The organism is Kluyvera sp. CRP (assembly GCF_019930565.1).
GTDB lineage: Bacteria > Pseudomonadota > Gammaproteobacteria > Enterobacterales > Enterobacteriaceae > Kluyvera > Kluyvera georgiana_A.
Genome location: NZ_CP082841.1, coordinates 269,956 through 288,785, shown reverse-complemented (window position 1 = coordinate 288,785; position 18,830 = coordinate 269,956). Strand labels below are relative to the sequence as shown.

The 18,830-nt window shown below is 55.1% G+C and carries 14 protein-coding genes; 9 read left to right on the top strand and 5 right to left on the bottom strand.

Features of this window, described 5'->3' with window-relative positions:
• The first annotated feature begins 436 nt into the window (after window positions 1–436).
• The 6 genes from carA to K7B04_RS01275 all read left to right on the top strand — a co-directional run bounded on the left by carA (window position 437) and on the right by K7B04_RS01275 (window position 9,965).
• Window positions 437–1,585, top strand: coding sequence for a glutamine-hydrolyzing carbamoyl-phosphate synthase small subunit (gene carA, locus K7B04_RS01300; RefSeq protein WP_223803333.1), 1,149 nt, complete (start codon window positions 437–439; stop codon window positions 1,583–1,585).
• Window positions 1,586–1,603: 18 nt separating this feature from the next.
• Window positions 1,604–4,828 carry a carbamoyl-phosphate synthase large subunit gene (carB, locus tag K7B04_RS01295; protein WP_223803332.1) on the top strand — a complete coding sequence of 1,075 codons (3,225 nt, stop codon included), beginning with the start codon at window positions 1,604–1,606 and terminating at the stop codon, window positions 4,826–4,828.
• A gap of 193 nt (window positions 4,829–5,021) precedes the next feature.
• Entirely contained in the window at window positions 5,022–5,786 is a 765-nt protein-coding gene (locus tag K7B04_RS01290; protein WP_163448223.1) for a transcriptional regulator, read from the top strand.
• Between the two features lie 10 nt (window positions 5,787–5,796).
• Window positions 5,797–6,261 (top strand): hypothetical protein, encoded by a 465-nt coding sequence (locus K7B04_RS01285; RefSeq protein WP_167577348.1) that lies wholly within the window; start codon window positions 5,797–5,799, stop codon window positions 6,259–6,261.
• 287 nt (window positions 6,262–6,548) lie between these two features.
• Window positions 6,549–7,160 carry a helix-turn-helix transcriptional regulator gene (locus K7B04_RS01280; protein ID WP_223803331.1) on the top strand — a complete coding sequence of 204 codons (612 nt, stop codon included), beginning with the start codon at window positions 6,549–6,551 and terminating at the stop codon, window positions 7,158–7,160.
• Window positions 7,161–7,235: 75 nt separating this feature from the next.
• Window positions 7,236–9,965 carry an autotransporter outer membrane beta-barrel domain-containing protein gene (locus tag K7B04_RS01275; RefSeq protein ID WP_223803330.1) on the top strand — a complete coding sequence of 910 codons (2,730 nt, stop codon included), beginning with the start codon at window positions 7,236–7,238 and terminating at the stop codon, window positions 9,963–9,965.
• A gap of 60 nt (window positions 9,966–10,025) precedes the next feature.
• Here K7B04_RS01275 and celB read toward each other — a convergent pair whose 3' ends face one another.
• The 3 genes from celB to K7B04_RS01260 are packed head-to-tail and all read right to left on the bottom strand — an operon-like array spanning window position 10,026 to window position 13,051.
• Window positions 10,026–11,375, bottom strand: a complete 1,350-nt coding sequence (gene celB, locus K7B04_RS01270) for a PTS cellobiose transporter subunit IIC (protein WP_223803329.1) — start codon at window positions 11,373–11,375, stop codon at window positions 10,026–10,028.
• Window positions 11,376–11,424: 49 nt separating this feature from the next.
• Complete coding sequence (locus K7B04_RS01265) at window positions 11,425–12,729, bottom strand: 6-phospho-beta-glucosidase (RefSeq protein WP_223803328.1); 1,305 nt, start codon at window positions 12,727–12,729, stop codon at window positions 11,425–11,427.
• A gap of 16 nt (window positions 12,730–12,745) precedes the next feature.
• Entirely contained in the window at window positions 12,746–13,051 is a 306-nt protein-coding gene (locus K7B04_RS01260; protein WP_106925318.1) for a PTS sugar transporter subunit IIB, read from the bottom strand.
• Between the two features lie 264 nt (window positions 13,052–13,315).
• On the opposite strand from K7B04_RS01260, the gene K7B04_RS01255 reads away from it, so the two are divergent.
• Window positions 13,316–14,401 (top strand): MurR/RpiR family transcriptional regulator, encoded by a 1,086-nt coding sequence (locus K7B04_RS01255; RefSeq protein WP_163448229.1) that lies wholly within the window; start codon window positions 13,316–13,318, stop codon window positions 14,399–14,401.
• A 50-nt stretch (window positions 14,402–14,451) separates the two neighbouring features.
• Here K7B04_RS01255 and K7B04_RS01250 read toward each other — a convergent pair whose 3' ends face one another.
• Window positions 14,452–15,672, bottom strand: a complete 1,221-nt coding sequence (locus tag K7B04_RS01250) for an amino acid deaminase (protein ID WP_163448230.1) — start codon at window positions 15,670–15,672, stop codon at window positions 14,452–14,454.
• A 202-nt stretch (window positions 15,673–15,874) separates the two neighbouring features.
• Between K7B04_RS01250 and K7B04_RS01245 the strand changes: the two genes are divergently transcribed.
• Together K7B04_RS01245 and K7B04_RS01240 are read left to right on the top strand one after the other, a co-directional pair.
• Complete coding sequence (locus tag K7B04_RS01245; protein ID WP_223803327.1) at window positions 15,875–17,305, top strand: D-aminoacylase; 1,431 nt, start codon at window positions 15,875–15,877, stop codon at window positions 17,303–17,305.
• Between the two features lie 24 nt (window positions 17,306–17,329).
• On the top strand, window positions 17,330–17,725 hold the full coding sequence (locus K7B04_RS01240) for a RidA family protein (protein WP_163448231.1): 396 nt from the start codon (window positions 17,330–17,332) through the stop codon (window positions 17,723–17,725).
• Between the two features lie 232 nt (window positions 17,726–17,957).
• Here K7B04_RS01240 and K7B04_RS01235 read toward each other — a convergent pair whose 3' ends face one another.
• On the bottom strand, window positions 17,958–18,821 hold the full coding sequence (locus K7B04_RS01235; protein WP_163448232.1) for a MurR/RpiR family transcriptional regulator: 864 nt from the start codon (window positions 18,819–18,821) through the stop codon (window positions 17,958–17,960).
• Window positions 18,822–18,830 lie beyond the last annotated feature (9 nt).

Below are 18,830 nucleotides of genomic sequence, written 5' to 3'. Positions count from 1 at the left end.
ATGTGGTTATTGTAGTCGTAATTACTTGATTACACAGGGCAATATTTTATTGCCCTTTATTTTATCTTTTTTTTATTGCTTTTGTATTCAGATGCTTATTTTTATAAGATATCTACATTAAAAGTGTTGGTTAAATGTAAATTTTGACCATCTGGTCTACTTTTTAAGGCGTCCTCTCATCATTTTACAGTCTTTCTGCTCCGCAAGCGTTTTCTCCCATGAGTTAGTTGATCTTTTTGATGCCTGGAGGCGGCTTGATTCGCCAGTGGCGCAAAATAATAATAAAAATTGCCCTTTGAGGTAGACTTTTGCCGAGGCTGTCACTAGAATGCCGCCGTTTGCCAGAAATTCATCGGTAAGCAGATTTGCATTGATTTGTGCCGTTGTTATGAATTAATATGCAAATAAAGCGAGTAAATATTCTCTGGAGGGTGTTTTGATTAAGTCAGCGCTATTGGTTCTGGAAGACGGAACCCAGTTTTACGGTCGGGCCATAGGGGCAACAGGTTCGGCGGTTGGGGAAGTCGTTTTCAATACTTCAATGACCGGTTATCAAGAAATCCTCACTGATCCTTCCTATTCTCGCCAAATCGTCACTCTTACTTATCCCCATATTGGTAATGTCGGCACCAATGCCGCCGATGAAGAATCTTCTCAGGTTCACGCTCAGGGTCTGGTTATTCGCGACCTGCCGCTGATTGCCAGCAACTTCCGCAACACCGAAGACCTCTCTTCTTACCTGAAACGCCATAACATCGTGGCGATTGCCGATATCGATACCCGTAAGTTGACGCGATTGCTGCGCGAGAAGGGCGCTCAGAACGGCTGCATCATCGCAGGCGATAACCTGGATGCTACGCTGGCCTTAGAAAAAGCCAAAGCGTTCCCGGGCTTAAATGGGATGGACCTGGCAAAAGAAGTGACCACGGCTGAATCCTACAGCTGGACGCAGGGTAGCTGGACGCTGGCGGGTGACCTGCCGGAAGCCAAGTCCGCAGAAGAGCTGCCGTTCCACGTGGTGGCCTACGATTTTGGCGCCAAGCGCAACATCCTGCGCATGCTGGTTGACCGCGGCTGCCGCCTGACCGTGGTACCGGCGAAAACCTCCGCTGAAGAAGTGCTGGCGATGAATCCGGACGGCGTGTTCCTGTCTAACGGCCCTGGCGACCCGGCACCGTGCGACTACGCCATCGACGCGATTGAGAAATTCCTCCAGACCGACATTCCGGTATTTGGCATCTGCCTCGGCCATCAGCTGCTGGCGCTGGCGAGCGGTGCGAAGACCATCAAGATGAAATTTGGTCACCACGGTGGTAACCACCCGGTGAAAGACATGGATAAGAATGTGGTGATGATCACCGCGCAGAACCACGGCTTTGCAGTTGATGAAGACTCGCTGCCAGCCAACCTGCGCGTGACCCACAAATCCCTGTTCGACGGTACCCTGCAAGGGATTCACCGTACCGATAAACCGGCGTTCAGCTTCCAGGGCCACCCAGAGGCGAGCCCAGGCCCGCACGATGCGGCACCGCTGTTCGACCACTTTATCGAGCTTATTGAGCAATACCGTCAGTCCGCGAAATAATCAGGAGTAATAAGAGCCATGCCAAAACGTACAGACATAAAAAGTATCCTGATTCTGGGCGCGGGCCCGATTGTTATCGGTCAGGCGTGTGAGTTTGACTACTCCGGCGCCCAGGCGTGTAAAGCGCTGCGCGAAGAGGGCTACCGCGTTATTCTGGTGAACTCCAACCCGGCCACCATCATGACCGACCCGGAGATGGCCGATGCGACCTACATCGAGCCGATTCACTGGGAAGTGGTGCGCAAAATCATCGAAAAAGAGCGTCCGGATGCGGTGCTGCCGACCATGGGCGGCCAGACGGCGCTGAACTGCGCGCTGGAGCTGGAGCGTCAGGGCGTGCTGGAAGAGTTCGGCGTAACCATGATTGGCGCCACCGCCGACGCGATTGATAAAGCAGAAGACCGTCGTCGCTTCGATGTGGCAATGAAGAAAATCGGCCTCGACACCGCGCGTTCCGGTATCGCACACACTATGGAAGAAGCGCTGGCGGTTGCCGCTGACGTGGGCTTCCCGTGCATCATCCGGCCTAGCTTTACCATGGGCGGCACCGGCGGCGGTATCGCTTACAACCGTGAAGAGTTCGAAGAAATCTGCGAACGCGGTCTGGACCTCTCGCCAACCAACGAGCTGCTGATTGATGAGTCGCTGATCGGCTGGAAAGAGTACGAGATGGAAGTGGTGCGTGATAAAAACGACAACTGCATCATCGTCTGTTCTATCGAAAACTTCGATGCGATGGGCATCCACACCGGTGACTCTATCACCGTGGCCCCGGCGCAGACCCTGACCGACAAAGAATACCAAATCATGCGTAACGCCTCGATGGCGGTACTGCGTGAAATCGGCGTTGAAACCGGCGGTTCTAACGTCCAGTTCTCGGTGAACCCGAAAGACGGCCGCCTGATCGTTATCGAAATGAACCCGCGCGTCTCCCGCTCCTCGGCGCTGGCCTCCAAAGCTACCGGCTTCCCGATTGCCAAAGTTGCTGCGAAACTGGCGGTGGGTTACACCCTCGACGAACTGATGAACGACATCACCGGCGGCCGTACGCCGGCCTCCTTCGAGCCGTCTATCGACTACGTTGTCACCAAGATTCCACGCTTCAACTTCGAGAAATTCGCTGGCGCTAACGACCGTCTGACCACCCAGATGAAATCCGTTGGTGAAGTGATGGCGATTGGTCGCACGCAGCAGGAATCCCTGCAAAAAGCGCTGCGCGGCCTGGAAGTGGGCGCCACCGGTTTTGACCCGAAAGTGAGCCTCGACGACCCGGAAGCGCTGACCAAAATCCGCCGCGAGCTGAAAGACGCGGGCGCAGATCGTATCTGGTACATCGCCGATGCGTTCCGCGCAGGCCTCTCCGTCGACGGCGTGTTCAACCTGACCAACATCGACCGCTGGTTCCTGGTGCAGATTGAAGAGCTGGTGCGTCTGGAAGAGAAAGTGGCGGAAGTGGGCATCAACGGCCTCGACGCTGATTTCCTGCGTCACCTGAAGCGCAAAGGTTTCGCCGATGCGCGTCTGGCGAAGCTGGCGGGCGTGCGCGAAGCGGAAATCCGCAAGCTGCGCGACCAGTACAACCTGCACCCGGTCTACAAGCGCGTGGATACCTGCGCGGCGGAATTCGCCACCGATACCGCCTACATGTACTCCACCTATGAAGAAGAGTGCGAATCTAACCCGTCCGTTGACCGCGATAAAATCATGGTCCTCGGCGGCGGCCCGAACCGTATCGGTCAGGGTATTGAGTTTGACTACTGCTGCGTACACGCCTCGCTGGCGTTGCGCGAAGACGGTTACGAGACCATTATGGTCAACTGTAACCCGGAAACCGTCTCCACCGACTACGACACCTCAGACCGTCTGTACTTCGAGCCGGTCACGCTGGAAGACGTGCTGGAAATCGTGCGCATCGAGAAGCCGAAGGGCGTTATCGTGCAGTACGGCGGCCAGACCCCGCTGAAGCTGGCGCGTGAACTGGAAGCCGCAGGCGTACCGGTTATCGGCACCAGCCCGGACGCCATCGACCGCGCGGAAGACCGTGAACGCTTCCAGCACGCGGTTGACCGTCTGAAGCTGAAGCAGCCGGCGAACGCCACCGTCACCGCCATTGAACAAGCGGTTGAGAAGGCGAAAGAGATTGGTTACCCGCTGGTGGTGCGCCCGTCTTACGTCCTGGGCGGCCGCGCGATGGAAATCGTCTACGACGAAGCCGACCTGCGTCGCTACTTCCAGACCGCGGTCAGCGTGTCTAACGATGCGCCGGTGCTGCTGGACCGCTTCCTTGATGATGCGATTGAAGTGGACGTTGACGCCATCTGCGACGGCGAAATGGTGCTGATTGGCGGCATCATGGAACACATCGAGCAGGCGGGCGTACACTCCGGCGACTCCGCCTGTTCCCTGCCAGCCTACACGCTGAGCCAGGAGATTCAGGATGTGATGCGCCAGCAGGTGCAGAAGCTGGCCTTCGAGTTGCAGGTGCGCGGCCTGATGAACGTGCAGTTTGCGGTGAAAGACAACGAAGTCTACCTGATTGAAGTCAACCCACGTGCGGCGCGTACCGTACCGTTCGTCTCCAAAGCCACCGGCGTACCGCTGGCGAAAGTGGCGGCGCGCGTGATGGCCGGCAAATCGCTGACCGAGCAGGGCGTGACCAAAGAAATTATCCCGCCGTACTACTCGGTGAAAGAAGTGGTGCTGCCGTTCAACAAATTCCCGGGCGTAGACCCGCTGTTAGGGCCAGAAATGCGCTCTACCGGGGAAGTGATGGGCGTAGGCCGTACCTTCGCGGAAGCGTTCGCTAAGGCGCAGCTGGGCAGTAATTCCACGATGAAGAAACAGGGCCGTGCGCTGCTCTCCGTTCGCGAAGGCGACAAAGAGCGCGTGGTGGACCTGGCCGCTAAGCTGCTGAAACAAGGCTTCGAGCTGGATGCCACCCACGGTACCGCGATTGTGCTGGGCGAAGCCGGTATCAACCCGCGTCTGGTGAACAAGGTGCATGAAGGTCGTCCGCACATTCAGGACCGTATCAAGAATGGCGAATACACCTACATCATCAACACCACCGCAGGTCGTCAGGCGATTGAAGACTCCAAGCTGATTCGCCGCAGCGCGCTGCAGTACAAAGTGCACTACGACACTACCCTGAACGGCGGTTTCGCTACGGCGATGGCGCTGAATGCAGATGCCAAAGAGAAAGTGACCTCTGTACAGGAAATGCACGCACAGATTAAAAAATAAGTGCAAGCAACAAAAAACGCCGGGCATCTGCCCGGCGTTTTTTTTATCACATCTACGTAGCAGAATGACGACCAATACAGTACGTTATCGTAATTCTGGATGATAAGGTAACGTGCCGCAAAGCTGTGCAGAGCTATACTTTACGGTATCGATAAATCCTCTCCGCGATCCGCTTTGGCATGGTAACAATACGATGTTATGGATAATTAACGGCAATATAGAGTTCAATCCGGAGAGGAATCGTCTGGCGTCATTATCCCGGCCAGAGCTTACCGTTATTCTGACCACCCCAGCCAGCCGCTGTTTACATCTTTTACTGGAAAACGCCCCTGCCGTTGTCGCACAGCAAACTTTCTTTCAAAAAGTGTGGGAAGAGGGCGGCATGGTGGTGCCTGCCAATACGCTTTACCAAAACATCTCTATTATTCGCCGTGGATTACGCACCGTTGGTGAAACAGAAGATACGCTGATTACCACCGTCCCACGTAAAGGTTTTCAGATTGAACCTGGGGTGGATATTTTAACCATCAACAAGGCCGCTGCACAGGAAAGCGAAAAAAAAGCGTCGCCTCCTCGGCCGTTACCGCGCCGTCACTTTAAACGTAATATTGCGCCACTGTGGATGCTCGCATCGCTGATCGTCGGCATGGTTCTGGGATATATAAGCTGGCAGACCGTTCCAGATAAAAATTTTTACGATCGGTACGCATTGGTGGAAACGGCGCAGGGTTGTCATTTCTTTTCCAGAAATGAAGATATCAGCAGCGTAAGCCGATTTGAAAGTTATAAAACAATGATTCTCAAAACGGGTATGGATTGTCAAAAATACCCGTGGGTTTATTTCCTCTCTGGTAGTCACATCCCAGGGTTGGTGGCGCTGATTTGTCAGCGCCCTTATAAGACGCGCGGAGATACCGGCTGTATTACTCTTTTCTTCCGTGGAGCGATGCATGAGTAGACGATTGCTGTTGTCGAGCTGTCTGGCACTGCTGTTTCTGGGCGCAGGAATGGGGCATTTTCTTCATTTGCGTATGGAAAGAAACCGCGATCCAGAGAAATGTACGGCCCCCGTAATGGTGTTTTATAAAAACACCAAAGCAAATTTGACGCTGGATTTTATGTATTCGCTGGAAAAACACACCGGGGTGGTGTCCGTCAACGGGACGTATTACGTCGATAATAAAGTCAGTGACGTTATCCGCCGTGATGTTTCCTATACATGGAGTGAAAACAAAGATAGCACCCACTTTGTCTCGAAGGATATCAATAAGGTGACGCGTGATGAAACGCTACCGGATGCCGTCATCGCAACGATTTTACCCGACTTTTATGTCTATCCGGGTAAAACGATCAATTACACGATCCTGACACAAGGCCACCGTGGCTTTATGTTTACCATCGGCAAGCGTCCGGTGTTCCTCTGTACACATTAATTCTGGCGACATCCCCTGTCGCTTGCTGTTGATATGACAGGTATAACCCCCTGGTGTTGGGGGAGCTGGGTTTCATTGTAAAATGCAATAAATACAAACAGATACTTCATTTAAGAATTCATATAAGAACTTTATAAGGCTTAATAACAGGACTTCACTTCAGGCTTTTCGGAGTTTTATTTATATTTCATCGCCATCAGCCATTGGTTGAGTAAATAGATGATAGGTAGTGGTTCATTTATTTATTCATGGGATATTAAGAGAACATACGAAAGGCATCATATTGAATGGAAAAAGCACGTTCGAAAGCTGTTCGTTGCATCAGCTGTGAGTTAGCCTGCCAGCTATTTCCTGATGCCGATCTGCGAACTCAGTATTGTTGTAATACTGAGTTTGCCATTTGGCCAGAGGGGAATTCCTTTCTGAAAAGAGGCATCATTGAAAGGTTATTGCTAAGCAATAAAAATCATTTATCTAAAGGGTTTATCTTTGTTGATTTTTCTTTACCAAACTTGCGGGCTTTTTCTCAGCCGCAATGGCTTGATTGGTTGGCCAATAGCGGTATGTATATTGTTATTATTGCTGATAGTAGCCTCACTCCCCTGGCTAACTATTGGTTTTTGAATAATGATAACGTTCATGGCGTTATTTACGCTGATGATGATGTTCTGGTGCAGCAACAAAGCATTCATCGTTTATTTACCGGTCGGCGTAAGAATATCAAGCGTGGGCGCACGTTGAACGCTGCAGAGTTTCTCTTGCTGAATAGTTTTATTTCAGGAGTCGGTATTCAGCAGGAAATCAATATCAGCAGTATTAATAAAATCTATGCGTATAAACGTAGTCTCGAGAGCAAATTGGGACAGCGTATTCAAACGATTTTATTAAATATTCTATAGCCATATTTTTATTCATATTGTCCACGTCATTGCGATGTGGAGGACGCTCTACGCCCGAATGCAGGAGGCAAATAAATGCGTACCCCCAAGTATTACTCACGAATTGCTCTCGCGATATCAATCGCATTAGGCTCAGTAGTCTATCCGGCTCATGCAGCCTGGGTCGATATTGATAGCCTACCTTCCAGTGGACTGGTGAGCCAATTGCCACCAGAGCTACAGGCGCTTATTCCGGCTCAGGCGAATGCGAACTTCGCCAAAACCAGCACCATGCCGAATTACGTTTATCAGTGGAGTGCAGGTACTATTCCTGTATATGGCAATAATTTAACGCTCAATGGTCCTGGGATGGAAGCGTTTGAGCATTCCCTGACCGTCATTCAAAATAGCGCCACAGGAAGCCCAGGCGTTATTTTTGGCGACGACCTGACGATTCGCACGCAGTCGAAGAATGCCGCGAACAATGGTAAAGATGTCGATGGTATTCGCACTCATGGGGCAAATACTCCGAGTAACCCGGTGTTCATTATTACTGGCGACCGAACCCGCATCTACGTGGATGGTCAGGATGGTGATGGTATTAATGCCGGGTACAACTCGCTGAGCCAGGGCTGGACGGGGTCGGCCAATATTTATGTCGGCGACGATCTGTACATCAAAACCACCGGCAGCCAGGGGCGTGGCATTACCGCTAACGCCATGAGAGATGCATCACTGGCTAAAAATACGATTATCGTCGGCAATCGTGCGCACATCGTGACGACCGGCAGCGGTTCGGAAGGGTTACGCACCGGACAAAGTGGTTCCTTGATCCGTTTGGGTGATGACGCCACTATTGAGACCCTCGGCGACTCTTCAACGGGGATTTACGCGGCTTCTTCTTCCACAACCGAGCTTGGCAACAACGCCACGATTACGGTGAACGGGGCCAGCGCGCACGGGGTATATGCTACTAACAGTACCGTTAATTTGGGCAATAATGCCGCCATTAATGTGAATAGCGCCAGTAAAGCCGCCTCATACAGCAAGGCTCCTCGCGGTTTATATGCAATCTCTCGCGGTAGCATTAACCTGGCGGGTGGCGCGACGATCGCCATAGCGGGCGACAACAGCAGTGAAAGCTACGCCATCAGTACTGAAACTGGCGGTATCGTTGACGGCTCCGCGGGGGGGCACTTCCGGGTTAACGGTGATATTCACGCCGCTGGCGCGACTGCGGCTACCAGTACGTTGTCGCAGCAGAACAGCACGATTACGCTCAATATGACGGACAACTCGCTGTGGAACGGGGCGTCGTATATCACCAGCACCACGGCGGGCACTGGCGTAATCTCTGTACAAATGCGCGATGCGACATGGAATATGACCCATAGCTCAACGCTTACCGACCTGACGCTGAACAGCGGTGCGACCGTTAATTTTAACCATGTCGACGGCGAGCCATGGCAGACGCTGACTATCAATGAAGATTATGTCGGCAATGGCGGTAAGCTGGTCCTGAACACCGTGCTTAATGGCGATGGCTCTGAAACGGACATGCTGAAGGTTCTTGGTAACACCTCGGGTAACACATTTGTCGCGGTGAATAACATCGGTGGGACAGGCGCGCAAACCCTCGAAGGGATTGAAATCATCAACATTGCAGGCAATTCCGACGGTACTTTTGAAAAAGCGAGCCGTATTGTTGCCGGGGCCTATGACTACAACGTGGTTCAGAAAGATAAAAACTGGTATTTGACCAGCTACATTCAACCGAAAGATCAGGAGCCTCCTGTGGACCCTGACCCAGTCATTCCTGAGCCAGAGGAGCCGACTCCGCAGCCGGTCACTGAGCATCAGATCCGCCCGGAAGCAGGCAGCTATCTTGCCAACAACTCTGCGGCGAACACGCTGTTCATGACGCGTTTGCATGACCGTCTGGGAGAAACCCAGTACACCGATATGCTCACAGGGGAGAAAAAGGTGACCAGTCTGTGGATGCGAACTGTCGGTGGTCATGCCCGTTTCAAAGACGGTAGCGGACAGCTGAAAACCCAAAGCAATAGCTATGTGTTACAGCTGGGCGGCGACCTGGCACAGTGGAGCCGTGACGGCCTTGACCGCTGGCACATTGGCGCGATGGCGGGCTACGCCAACGGTCAGAGCCGTACGCAGTCGTCCGCAACCGGTTATCATTCCCGTGGCGAGGTCAGCGGCTATAGCGTCGGCCTTTATGGCACCTGGTATGCGAATGATATCGACAAGTCAGGGACTTATGTGGATACCTGGGCGCTGTATAACTGGTTTGATAACAAGGTGATGGGACAGGATCAGGCGGCTGAGAAGTACAAATCTAAGGGTATTACCGCCTCCGTTGAAGCCGGCTATAGCGTTAAATTGGGCGCAAGCGAAGGCAATAGCTACTGGCTGCAGCCGAAAGCACAGGCGGTGTGGATGGGCGTGCAGGCTGACGATCACCGCGAAATGAACGGTACCCGCGTGAAGGATAACGCCAGCGGTAATCTGTTGACTCGCCTGGGGGTCAGAGCTTACATCAAGGGCCACAACGCTATCGATAATGGCCAGTCACGAGAGTTCCAACCGTTTGTGGAAGCGAACTGGATACACAACACGCAGGCTGCCAGCGTGAAAATGGATAACGTGAGTAACGATATGCGTGGCACGAAGCATATCGGTGAACTGAAAGTGGGCGTGGAAGGGCAAATTACCCCGCGTCTGCAGGTATGGAGTAACGTGGCGCAGCAGGTTGGCGATAAAGGTTACAGCGATACCCGCGGTATGCTGGGCGTGAAGTACGGTTTCTGATAAAGGAAATCTTTTGTAGCCCGGCGGCGCTTGCTTGGCCGGGCTACGGTTATAGGTGAATTACTGTTCCGTAGCTGGTGTCGCCGCTGCGGTCTGCTGCGTTTTACTCGCCATCTCCTCGCGATATTTCAAATTATCCCAGATGCGGAAGAACGGGTAATACATCACCAGCGAAATCCCGAGGTTGACGATTTGCAGCACCGAGCCGGAAATATGCCCGCCGGTCGCCAGGTAGCCACTGACCACAATCGGTGTAGTGAACGGAAGCGCAATGCCCGCCGGTTTGGCGACTAAACCGGTGGTCATCGCCACGTAGGAGACAATCACCAGCACCACTGGCGTAAGGATAAACGGCACCACCAGATACGGGTTCATCACGATCGGAATGCCAAACACCATGGGTTCGCTGATGTTAAACAGGCTGCCCGGCGCGGCAATTTTACCCAGCTGTTTCATCTGCACGCTGCGGCTGCGTAAGATCATAAAGATAACCAGCCCTAACAGCGCCCCGGTACCGCCCGGCGCAATCCACAGGTCGTAGAACTGCTGGGTGATAATGTGGGGAATCGGCAGGCCGTTCTGGAACGCTTCCAGGTTTTCGGACATGTTGCTCAGCCAGACCGGGCGGATAAACACCAGTACGATGGTGTCGCCGTGCAGACCCAGCATCCACAGAATGCCAATCAGCAGCACTGAAATAATCATCCCCGGCAGCGAGCCGCCGACGTGGCTCATCGGAATACCGACCAGCTCGGTGATCATGGTGTTGATATCGCCAAACGGCGTCGCTTCAACCAGCAGGCGAAGCGCCAGCACCACTGCCAGCACGCAGAAACCCGGGATCAGCGCGAGGAACGATTTGGCCACCGCCGGCGGTACGCCTTCCGGCATGCGGATGACCAGGTTGCGGTCGTTAACGAAGCGGTAGATTTCGGTGGAGAGCAGGGCAATCAGAATTGCCACGAACAGCCCCTGACTGCCAATCTGCCCCATAGGCATGACGCCTTTGACCAGCTGCGCCACGTCGCTACCCGCCGGGGTAAACATGATGTGCTGTGGAATGGTCATCACGAAGGCCACCAGGGAGACAGCCCCGGCGGTCAGCGGGTCGAGGGTGCGGTACTTCTCCGCCAGACGGTAGGCGATACCGAAGCTGGAGATCAGCGCCATGATGTCGTAGGTCGCTTTCACCGGATAGAGCACCTTTTCCTGCCACGTTGGGCCGAAGAGCTCGGTCATCAGCGTACCGTAGCCCGGCACCGGCAGATAGGCGAAGATCAGGAAGAACGAGCCTATCAACATAAACGGCATGTTCAGGATGATCCCGTCACGCACCGAAAGCACATGTTTTTGTCCGGCGATTTTGAGCGCGGTCGGTAAAACGTATTTATCTATTATCGACTTATTCACAGACACCCCCTGCCCGGTGCAGACGTTGCTGACCGGGCTATTGTTGTATTTATTGTTGGCTGAACTGCGGCAGCCACGCTTTATTGATGGTGAGCACTTCATCGACCAGCGCCGACGCCAGATTCACATCGGCGACCAGCGGGTTGGCAACCAACGCCAGCAGCGCTTTTTGCTTGTCACCGTGCACGGCGGCATCGATGGTCAGACGCTCAAAATCCTTGACCTGCTGGGTCAGGCCGTTCATCAGCGGCGGCAGTTTGCCAAAGGCCAGCGGATGCGCGCCCAGCGCATCAATCAGGCAATTGGTCTCTATCACCGCGTCGTCCGGCAGTCCTTGAATGGCACCGTTATTGGCGGTATTCACCACCATCTCAATGCCAAGATTGTTGTGCAGCGCGTTAATCAACTGCACCGCCACTTCGGAGTAGAACGAACCGCCGCGCTGGCTCAGCTCTTCTGGTTTCTTGTCCAGATTCGGGTCGGCATACAGCTTGAACAGCGACGCTTCGACCTTCATCACCTGCTCGGCGCGAGTGCCTTTGCTGTCGGCATCCGCCAGTTCGTCTTCCAGCATGGTGCGGGTCTGCCAGAAATAGCGGTGATACGGGCAAGGAATGGCGCGCAGCGCGCGCAGTAGCACCGGTGGCCACGGAATGGCCTTGATATTGTTCATCGACAGCTGCTCGCCGTCGCACAGCATCTCGATAACCTCGTCGGTCGCATCGCGGCCCGCCGCCAGCACCTGATGTACCCAGACCATATGGTTCAGGCCGGCAAAGCGCAGCGAGACGTCGTCGTATGGCAGCTTGAGCATATCGGCAATCATGTGGTGCATGGTCACCGGCACGTTGCACAGGCCAATGATCTTTGCCTTGCTGTGGCGCGACACCGCTTCAGTAACGATACCTGCGGGGTTGGTGAAGTTGATGATCCATGCGTCAGGCGCCAGACGTTCGACGCGTCTGGCGATATCCAGCATCACCGGAATGGTGCGCAGCGCCTTGGCGAAGCCGCCAACGCCAGTGGTTTCCTGGCCCAACAGTTTATGGCTCAGGCCCAGACGCTCATCGGCGGCGCGGGCCGGTAACTGACCCACACGCAACTGGGTGAGCACAAAACTTGAGCCTCTGATGGCGTCGTCCGCATCGAAGTGAACCGAGACTTTTACCGCCTCCAGCCCGTTGCGATCGAGCATGCGACGAGAGAGCGCCGCGATAATTTCAACTTTTTCGCGGCCCGCTTCGACATCAACCAGCGCCAGTTCCGCCATTGGCAGGGAAGCATGACGCGCAATTAATCCTTCAACCAGTTCCGGGGTGTAGCTGCTGCCCCCGCCAATCACGGTAATTTTCATCGCTTTCTCCTGGGCCTCAGGCCATCAGTTGGATCGCTTTATCAAGTACGCGATCGCCGCGCATGGTGCCGTAGTCCATCATGTCGATCACTTCGACCGGTTTACCCAGCGGCGCGGACAGTTCGCGCAGGCGAGAGAGTTCGAACTGCACCTGCGGGCCCAGCAGCACCACATCCGCCTGCGGCAGCATGCTTTCTATCTCGGCAACCGGATAGGCGTTGATCTCCACCGCCAGCGCGCGTTTTTCCGCTTCGGCACGCATCTTCTGCACCAGCATGCTGGTGGACATTCCGGCGGCGCAGCACAACATGATCTTTTTCATGACAATATTTCCCTCGTTTGAAAACATATTTCACACATTAGCGGTTTTACGTAGCATGTATGAAAATTATTTTCATGAGTGTGATCGACGTTAAAATATTGCTTTACGGCATGTCAGAGGGATAAAAATGTGATCGCGATAAGATAAATGAATCTTTGCCGCCGGTTAATCGCATAACGTGTCGCCCTTCGGCTGAATGAATTGAAAAATAATTTCAATAAATTATGATGTTTTTAATGAGCCGCACATGAGGACACTCTGGTTATGGATATTGTTTATCAGCTGGTGCATGGGTTATCCGGACTGCCTGCGCAGGAATCCCGGCTGGCGCGCTTTTTCCTCGATAATTTTGCCCAGATCCCCGAGGCGACGATTGAAGAGCTGGCAGCAAAGGCTGGCGTCAGCCCGGCGACGCTGCAACACTTTTCGCGCAGCATTGGCTGCGCGGATATCAATGACTTTATTGGCCAGGTGCGCCATCAGCAGCAGGAGAGCCGCTTGAATAAAACGGCTGCCCCCATGCTGGGCGATGCGGCATGGATGGATCCGCATACTCTGCAACAGTTGGCGAAAAATGCGGGCGTCGGTAGCGATGTGCTGGACCGTTTTTCTCACTCGATTGGCCGCGACAGCAATGAGGATATCCTCAGCCTGATCCGTCAGCGGTTGCAGGATTTCAGCCAGCAGGAATCGCGCGTGGCGCAGACTATCCTCAGCGATGTCGCCTTTGCCGCCTCGGCCACCATTGACCAGTTGGCAACGGCGGCGGGCGTCAGCCCGGCGACCATCACCCGTTTTGCCCGTGCGGCGGGCTGTGACGACATTCGCGATCTGCGCATGAAGCTGGCGCAGGCCAGCGCGCCGGTGGCGGCGGGCGATCTGCCGGGGCCGTGGCGTGAAAGGCTCAGCCAAATCCAGCATTCGTTGAATGCCCAGCTCAGCGAACTTTCGTCCACAGAGGTTGAACGTGCCGCGGGTCTGCTAAAACAGGCCCGTGCGGTGCATATCTTTAGCGCCAGCACCGCCGACAGCCCATTTGCCAGCCTGCTGCAGTATCGGTTGCTTACGCTAGGTTATCCAGCCAACGTCTGCCAGGATCCGGCGCTGATGGGCATTACCGCCTCAATGCTGGGGGCGGGGCAGGTGCTGGTGGTGTTTGCCGGTAGTCCGGCGGGTAACGCGTTAGCGGCGGCCGTGCATCAGGCACGCTGGGCAGGGGCGGAGATCGTCATCATCGGACAGCAGGAAAGCGCACTGAGTCACCCACAAAACGTGACGCTACCGCTCAACGATCCGCGTTACGGAGCGCTGTTGGTGATGGATTTGCTCTGCAATGCAATGGCCCAATAGGGTCACCCCGGTGTTGGCGTTTACACGCCTCGTCCGGGCATGCTCCGGGTTCAGAACCCCGTTTCCAGCGTTTCCAGCACGTTGTAGTCCTCATCAACCAGCAGCAACGCTTTCCACTTATCGAACGTCAGGCAAGGGTGTGAAGTTGCAAAGATCAGAATGTCTCCCACCTTCACATCGGTACCTGGCGCAAGCTTCAGCATCGCGTGCTGATCCATAATGCCGGTAGCTTCGATGCTGTGCGCTGCCAGCGGGAGCGCCTTACCGTCGCGATAGTGGGCGATAGGCTGCGGTAATCCTGCGTCAAACGCGCTATCGCGTTTGCCGAAATTGACGATCGCACGATCGCTTTCCGGCACCGATTGCACCATGGCCACCAATTCCAGCGCGGAGGCCAGATCGCCGCCGAGATCGCAGGCGGTCTGGTCGCGCGCCAGAATGTCATTCTGCGCTTGTTGGTAGATGCCGGCATCGTGCGTGATGTAGCAGCCAGGGCGAATCACGACCCGGCAGTTCGCCGGTTTAGCGGCGGACAGCCACACGTTGCACACCACGTCATACCAGACCGACCCGGCGCCAGTGAGGATAAATTCCCCGTCAACATAGCGTTCAAGCTGGCAGGCAAGCGCCGCGGCATCGCGCAGCAGTGCTTCAACCTTCGGCTGTGGGTTGTCGCCGTGCAGCACGCCTTCATACAGCTCCAGCCCACGTAGACGAATCGCCGGAAGCGACGAAATCTCCCCGGCGAGCGTCAGCGCTTGTTCAGCAGTGCGGCAGCCGCAGCGTCCGCCAGGTACGCCCAGCTCCAGCAGAATATTCAGGGTTTGGTTTTTCGCGGCGAAAAAGGCGGAGAGGGCGCGTGCGTTATCGAGGCTATCGACACAGCAGAAGTACTCAACTTCCGGGTATGCGCCTTGCAGTTCGGCAATTAACTGCATATTGGCTTTGCCGACCAACTGATTGACCATCAGCACGCGGCGAATTCCGCTCGCCATCGCGACGCTGGCCTGCCATGCGCTACCGACGCCAATTGCCCAGGCTCCCGCCTGCTGCTGTTGCTGAAAAATCCACGGCGTCATGGAGGTTTTTCCGTGCGGCGCCAGCGACACGCCGCGCGTGTCGGCATAGCGTTGCATCCAGTGAATATTGTTTTCTAGTGCCGCTTTTTTGATGAGGGCGGCAGGCAGGCAGACGTCTTCGTTAAGGAGATTCGCCGGGGTGAATAGCGGGGCGGATTTGTGGGGGACGAGGGTATTGTTCTGGTATTTCATAACATTATTCCTTCGTAATCGGATTTTGTATCATCGTTTTGTTTGTATTTAATTTATTGTAAATAATGGTTATTTATATAAATTATAATATTTAATGAATTAAAGTATCATAATTCCATGTTGGTTTTGCGTAGTCTTTCACTGTTTTCTGTGCTTGTAAATGGTCAAATTTGAGTCAGAAAACGACGGGAGTAAAGAAGCGATGCAGTTTGATTATCTGTTCAGGAATGTCACGGTGATTGATGGTAGCGGTGGCCCGCAGTATCGCGCCGACGTGGCGGTTAAGGGTGACCGTATTGCGGAAATCGCGCCTGCCATTCACGGTGAGGCGCTGCACGACATTGACGGCCACGGGCGTGTGCTCGCGCCTGGGTTTATCGACGTACACACCCACGATGATATCAACGTGATTCGCATGCCGGAGTACCTGCCCAAAATCAGCCAGGGCGTGACTACGGTGATTGTCGGCAACTGCGGGATCAGCGCGGCCTCGGCCAGCATCAAAGGTGAGGTGCCGGATCCAATGAATCTGCTCGGCGAAGCGGCGCACTTTATCTACCCGACGGTCGACGATTATGCACGGGCGGTAACCGAGGCACGCCCGGCGGTGAACGTCGGCACGCTGATTGGCCATACCGCGCTGCGTAATAATTATATGGACAACCTGTTCCGCCCGGCGAACGACGATGAAATTCAGGCCATGCGCGCGCAACTGCGTCTGGCGCTGGCACAGGGAGCCCTTGGGCTGAGCACCGGTCTGGCTTACGCGTCGGCATTCCAGTCAACAACCGAAGAAGTGATGGCGCTGGCTGAAGAGCTGGCGGCAGGCAACGGTATTTATACCACTCACCTGCGCTCGGAGTTTGAGCCGATTCTCGAGGCGCTCGACGAGGCGTTTCGCGTCGGTCACCACGGTAAGGTGCCGGTGGTGGTTTCGCATCATAAATGTGCGGGTGCCAACAACTGGGGGCGGACGGTGGAGACGCTGAAACTGTTCGATGCGGTGCGTCAGCAGCAGGATGTCTCCTGCGACTGTTATCCGTACTCCGCCAGTTCGTCGACGCTGGACATGAAACAGATCACGGCGGATTTCGACATCGTTATCACCTGGTCCACGCCGCACCCGGAAATGGCGGGGCAGTCGTTAAAACAGATTGCCGAAAGCTGGTCGCTGACCCTGGAAGAAGCGGGCCAGAAGCTGATGCCTGCCGGGGCGATTTACTACAACATGGATGAGCAGGACGTGCGTCGCGTGTTGCGCTACCCGCTGACGATGGTCGGTTCAGACGGCCTGCCGAACGATCCGATGCCGCATCCGCGTCTTTGGGGCGCTTTCCCACGCGTGCTGGGCCACTACAGCCGCGACGAAAAACTCTTTCCGCTAACCACGGCTGTCCACAAAATGACCGGTATGTCCGCGGCGCGTTTCCAGCTTGCCGAACGCGGGCTGGTGAAGTGTGGCTACTTTGCCGATCTGGTGCTGTTTAACCCGGACACTATCCGCGATGTGGCGAGCTTCAGCGACCCACAGCGCCCGGCCGCTGGCATTGAGGCGGTGATGGTCAACGGCGTGATGAGCTATGGTCAGAATAACAACGTTATCGGGCGTGCCGGGCGATTCTTACGCCGATAGGCCGCCAAAAATAAAGGAGCAACAATGAGCATTAAACGTTATGGCGTGGGCGGCAGTACCGGCACCGGCGGGCAGCATCTGCCGTTTGCAAAAGCGGTGGAAGCGGGCGGCTGGCTGTACGTCTCCGGGCAAACGCCGATGAAGGATGGCGAAGTGGTGGAAGGCGGTATCGTCGAGCAGTCGCGTCTGGCGATTCAGAACTGCGTGGACATTATGCAGGAGGCGGGATATACGCTGGCTGATGTGGTGCACGTGAAGGTTTATCTTACCGATGCGCGTTACTTCCAGTCGTTCAACAAGGTGTTCCGCGAATTCTTTGCCGACCACCCGCCAGCGCGGGTGTGCTGCGTGGCGGATCTGGTGGTGGACTGTAAGGTTGAGGTGGATTTGACCTGTTACAACGCGGAGCGGGTGAAGTAATTTGCGGGGTGTTGCGAGTTTTACCCTCACCCCGGCCCTCTCCCTGGAAGGGAGAGGGAGAAAAGCGTGCCCATTTTGAGCGGCGAAGCCCCAAACCGTACATTCGGTCCCCTCTCCCCTTCGGAAGGGAGAAGGAGAAAAGCGTGCCCATTTTGAGCGGCGAAGCCCCAAACCGCACATTCGGTCCCCTCTCCCCTTAGGGGAGAGGGTTAGGGTGAGGGGAAAAACCGCACTAATCCCCCAGCGGCTGCCGATCAACCCCGCCCCGATGGCTATCCAGCGCCAGCTTAATCCGGCGCAGCCGGTTCTTGGTTTGCGTCTTATCCACCATTGCCAGCTCGGTCGCCAGCACGTCGACCATTGCCAGCATCGCATAGCGCGAAGTACTGGGCTTAAAGATATAGTCGTTTTCCCGCACGATTAGCGGCAGCACCACATCGGCATTGCTGGCCAGCGGTGTCCCCTCGGGCGTAATGGCAATGACTTTGGCCCCGTATTGACGGGCGATCGCCGCGCTTTCCACCACTTCCTGCGTGTAGCCGCCGAGGGACAGCGCCAGTACCACATCATTGGGCGCGACTGAGGAACACATCATCCGCACCAGTAGCCCGTCGCTTTGACTCACCACCGGTAACCCCAGTCGAAACAAGCGAAACTGCACTTCCTGTGCGCAAATGGTGGAGCCGCCGCCCATGCCGATAGCGAGGATCTGCCGCGCTCCGCTCAGCCACTCGACGGCGCTGTTTAGCGTCGCGGGCTCCAGCGCCCGGCGGTTAATCTCCAGCACGTTGATGATCGTTTCGTAGATCCCTTGCACCCCTTCCAGATCCGGTACGTCGAGGATAAAACGCTGCCCAACCGCCAGCGACTGCGCCAGCTTCACCTTTAGCTCGCGCACATCCTTGCAACCAATGGCTCGGGCAAAGCGGGTGATCGATGCCTGGCTGGTTTCGGTCTGCCGCGCCATTTCGGCGATCGGCAGAGTGGTTGCGGCCTGAACGTCGTCGAGGATGAACTGCGCAATGCGCTTCTCGGTGGCGGTCAGCTCAACAAAACGGTCGGTAATGCAGGAAATGATGTCAATGGAAACGGACATGGTAAGCCC

Excerpts from the sequence above, each read along its gene's own strand:
- K7B04_RS01275 (WP_223803330.1), top strand. The coding sequence starts at position 7,236 with ATGCGTACCCCCAAGTATTACTCACGAATTGCTCTCGCGATATCAATC.
- K7B04_RS01245 (WP_223803327.1), top strand. The coding sequence starts at position 15,875 with ATGCAGTTTGATTATCTGTTCAGGAATGTCACGGTGATTGATGGTAGC.
- K7B04_RS01260 (WP_106925318.1), bottom strand. The coding sequence starts at position 13,051 with ATGAAAAAGATCATGTTGTGCTGCGCCGCCGGAATGTCCACCAGCATG.
- K7B04_RS01240 (WP_163448231.1), top strand. The coding sequence starts at position 17,330 with ATGAGCATTAAACGTTATGGCGTGGGCGGCAGTACCGGCACCGGCGGG.
- K7B04_RS01235 (WP_163448232.1), bottom strand. The coding sequence starts at position 18,821 with ATGTCCGTTTCCATTGACATCATTTCCTGCATTACCGACCGTTTTGTT.
- K7B04_RS01280 (WP_223803331.1), top strand. The coding sequence starts at position 6,549 with ATGGAAAAAGCACGTTCGAAAGCTGTTCGTTGCATCAGCTGTGAGTTA.
- K7B04_RS01290 (WP_163448223.1), top strand. The coding sequence starts at position 5,022 with ATGTTATGGATAATTAACGGCAATATAGAGTTCAATCCGGAGAGGAAT.
- K7B04_RS01265 (WP_223803328.1), bottom strand. The coding sequence starts at position 12,729 with ATGAAAATTACCGTGATTGGCGGGGGCAGCAGCTACACCCCGGAACTG.
- carB (WP_223803332.1), top strand. The coding sequence starts at position 1,604 with ATGCCAAAACGTACAGACATAAAAAGTATCCTGATTCTGGGCGCGGGC.
- K7B04_RS01255 (WP_163448229.1), top strand. The coding sequence starts at position 13,316 with ATGGATATTGTTTATCAGCTGGTGCATGGGTTATCCGGACTGCCTGCG.
- K7B04_RS01250 (WP_163448230.1), bottom strand. The coding sequence starts at position 15,672 with ATGAAATACCAGAACAATACCCTCGTCCCCCACAAATCCGCCCCGCTA.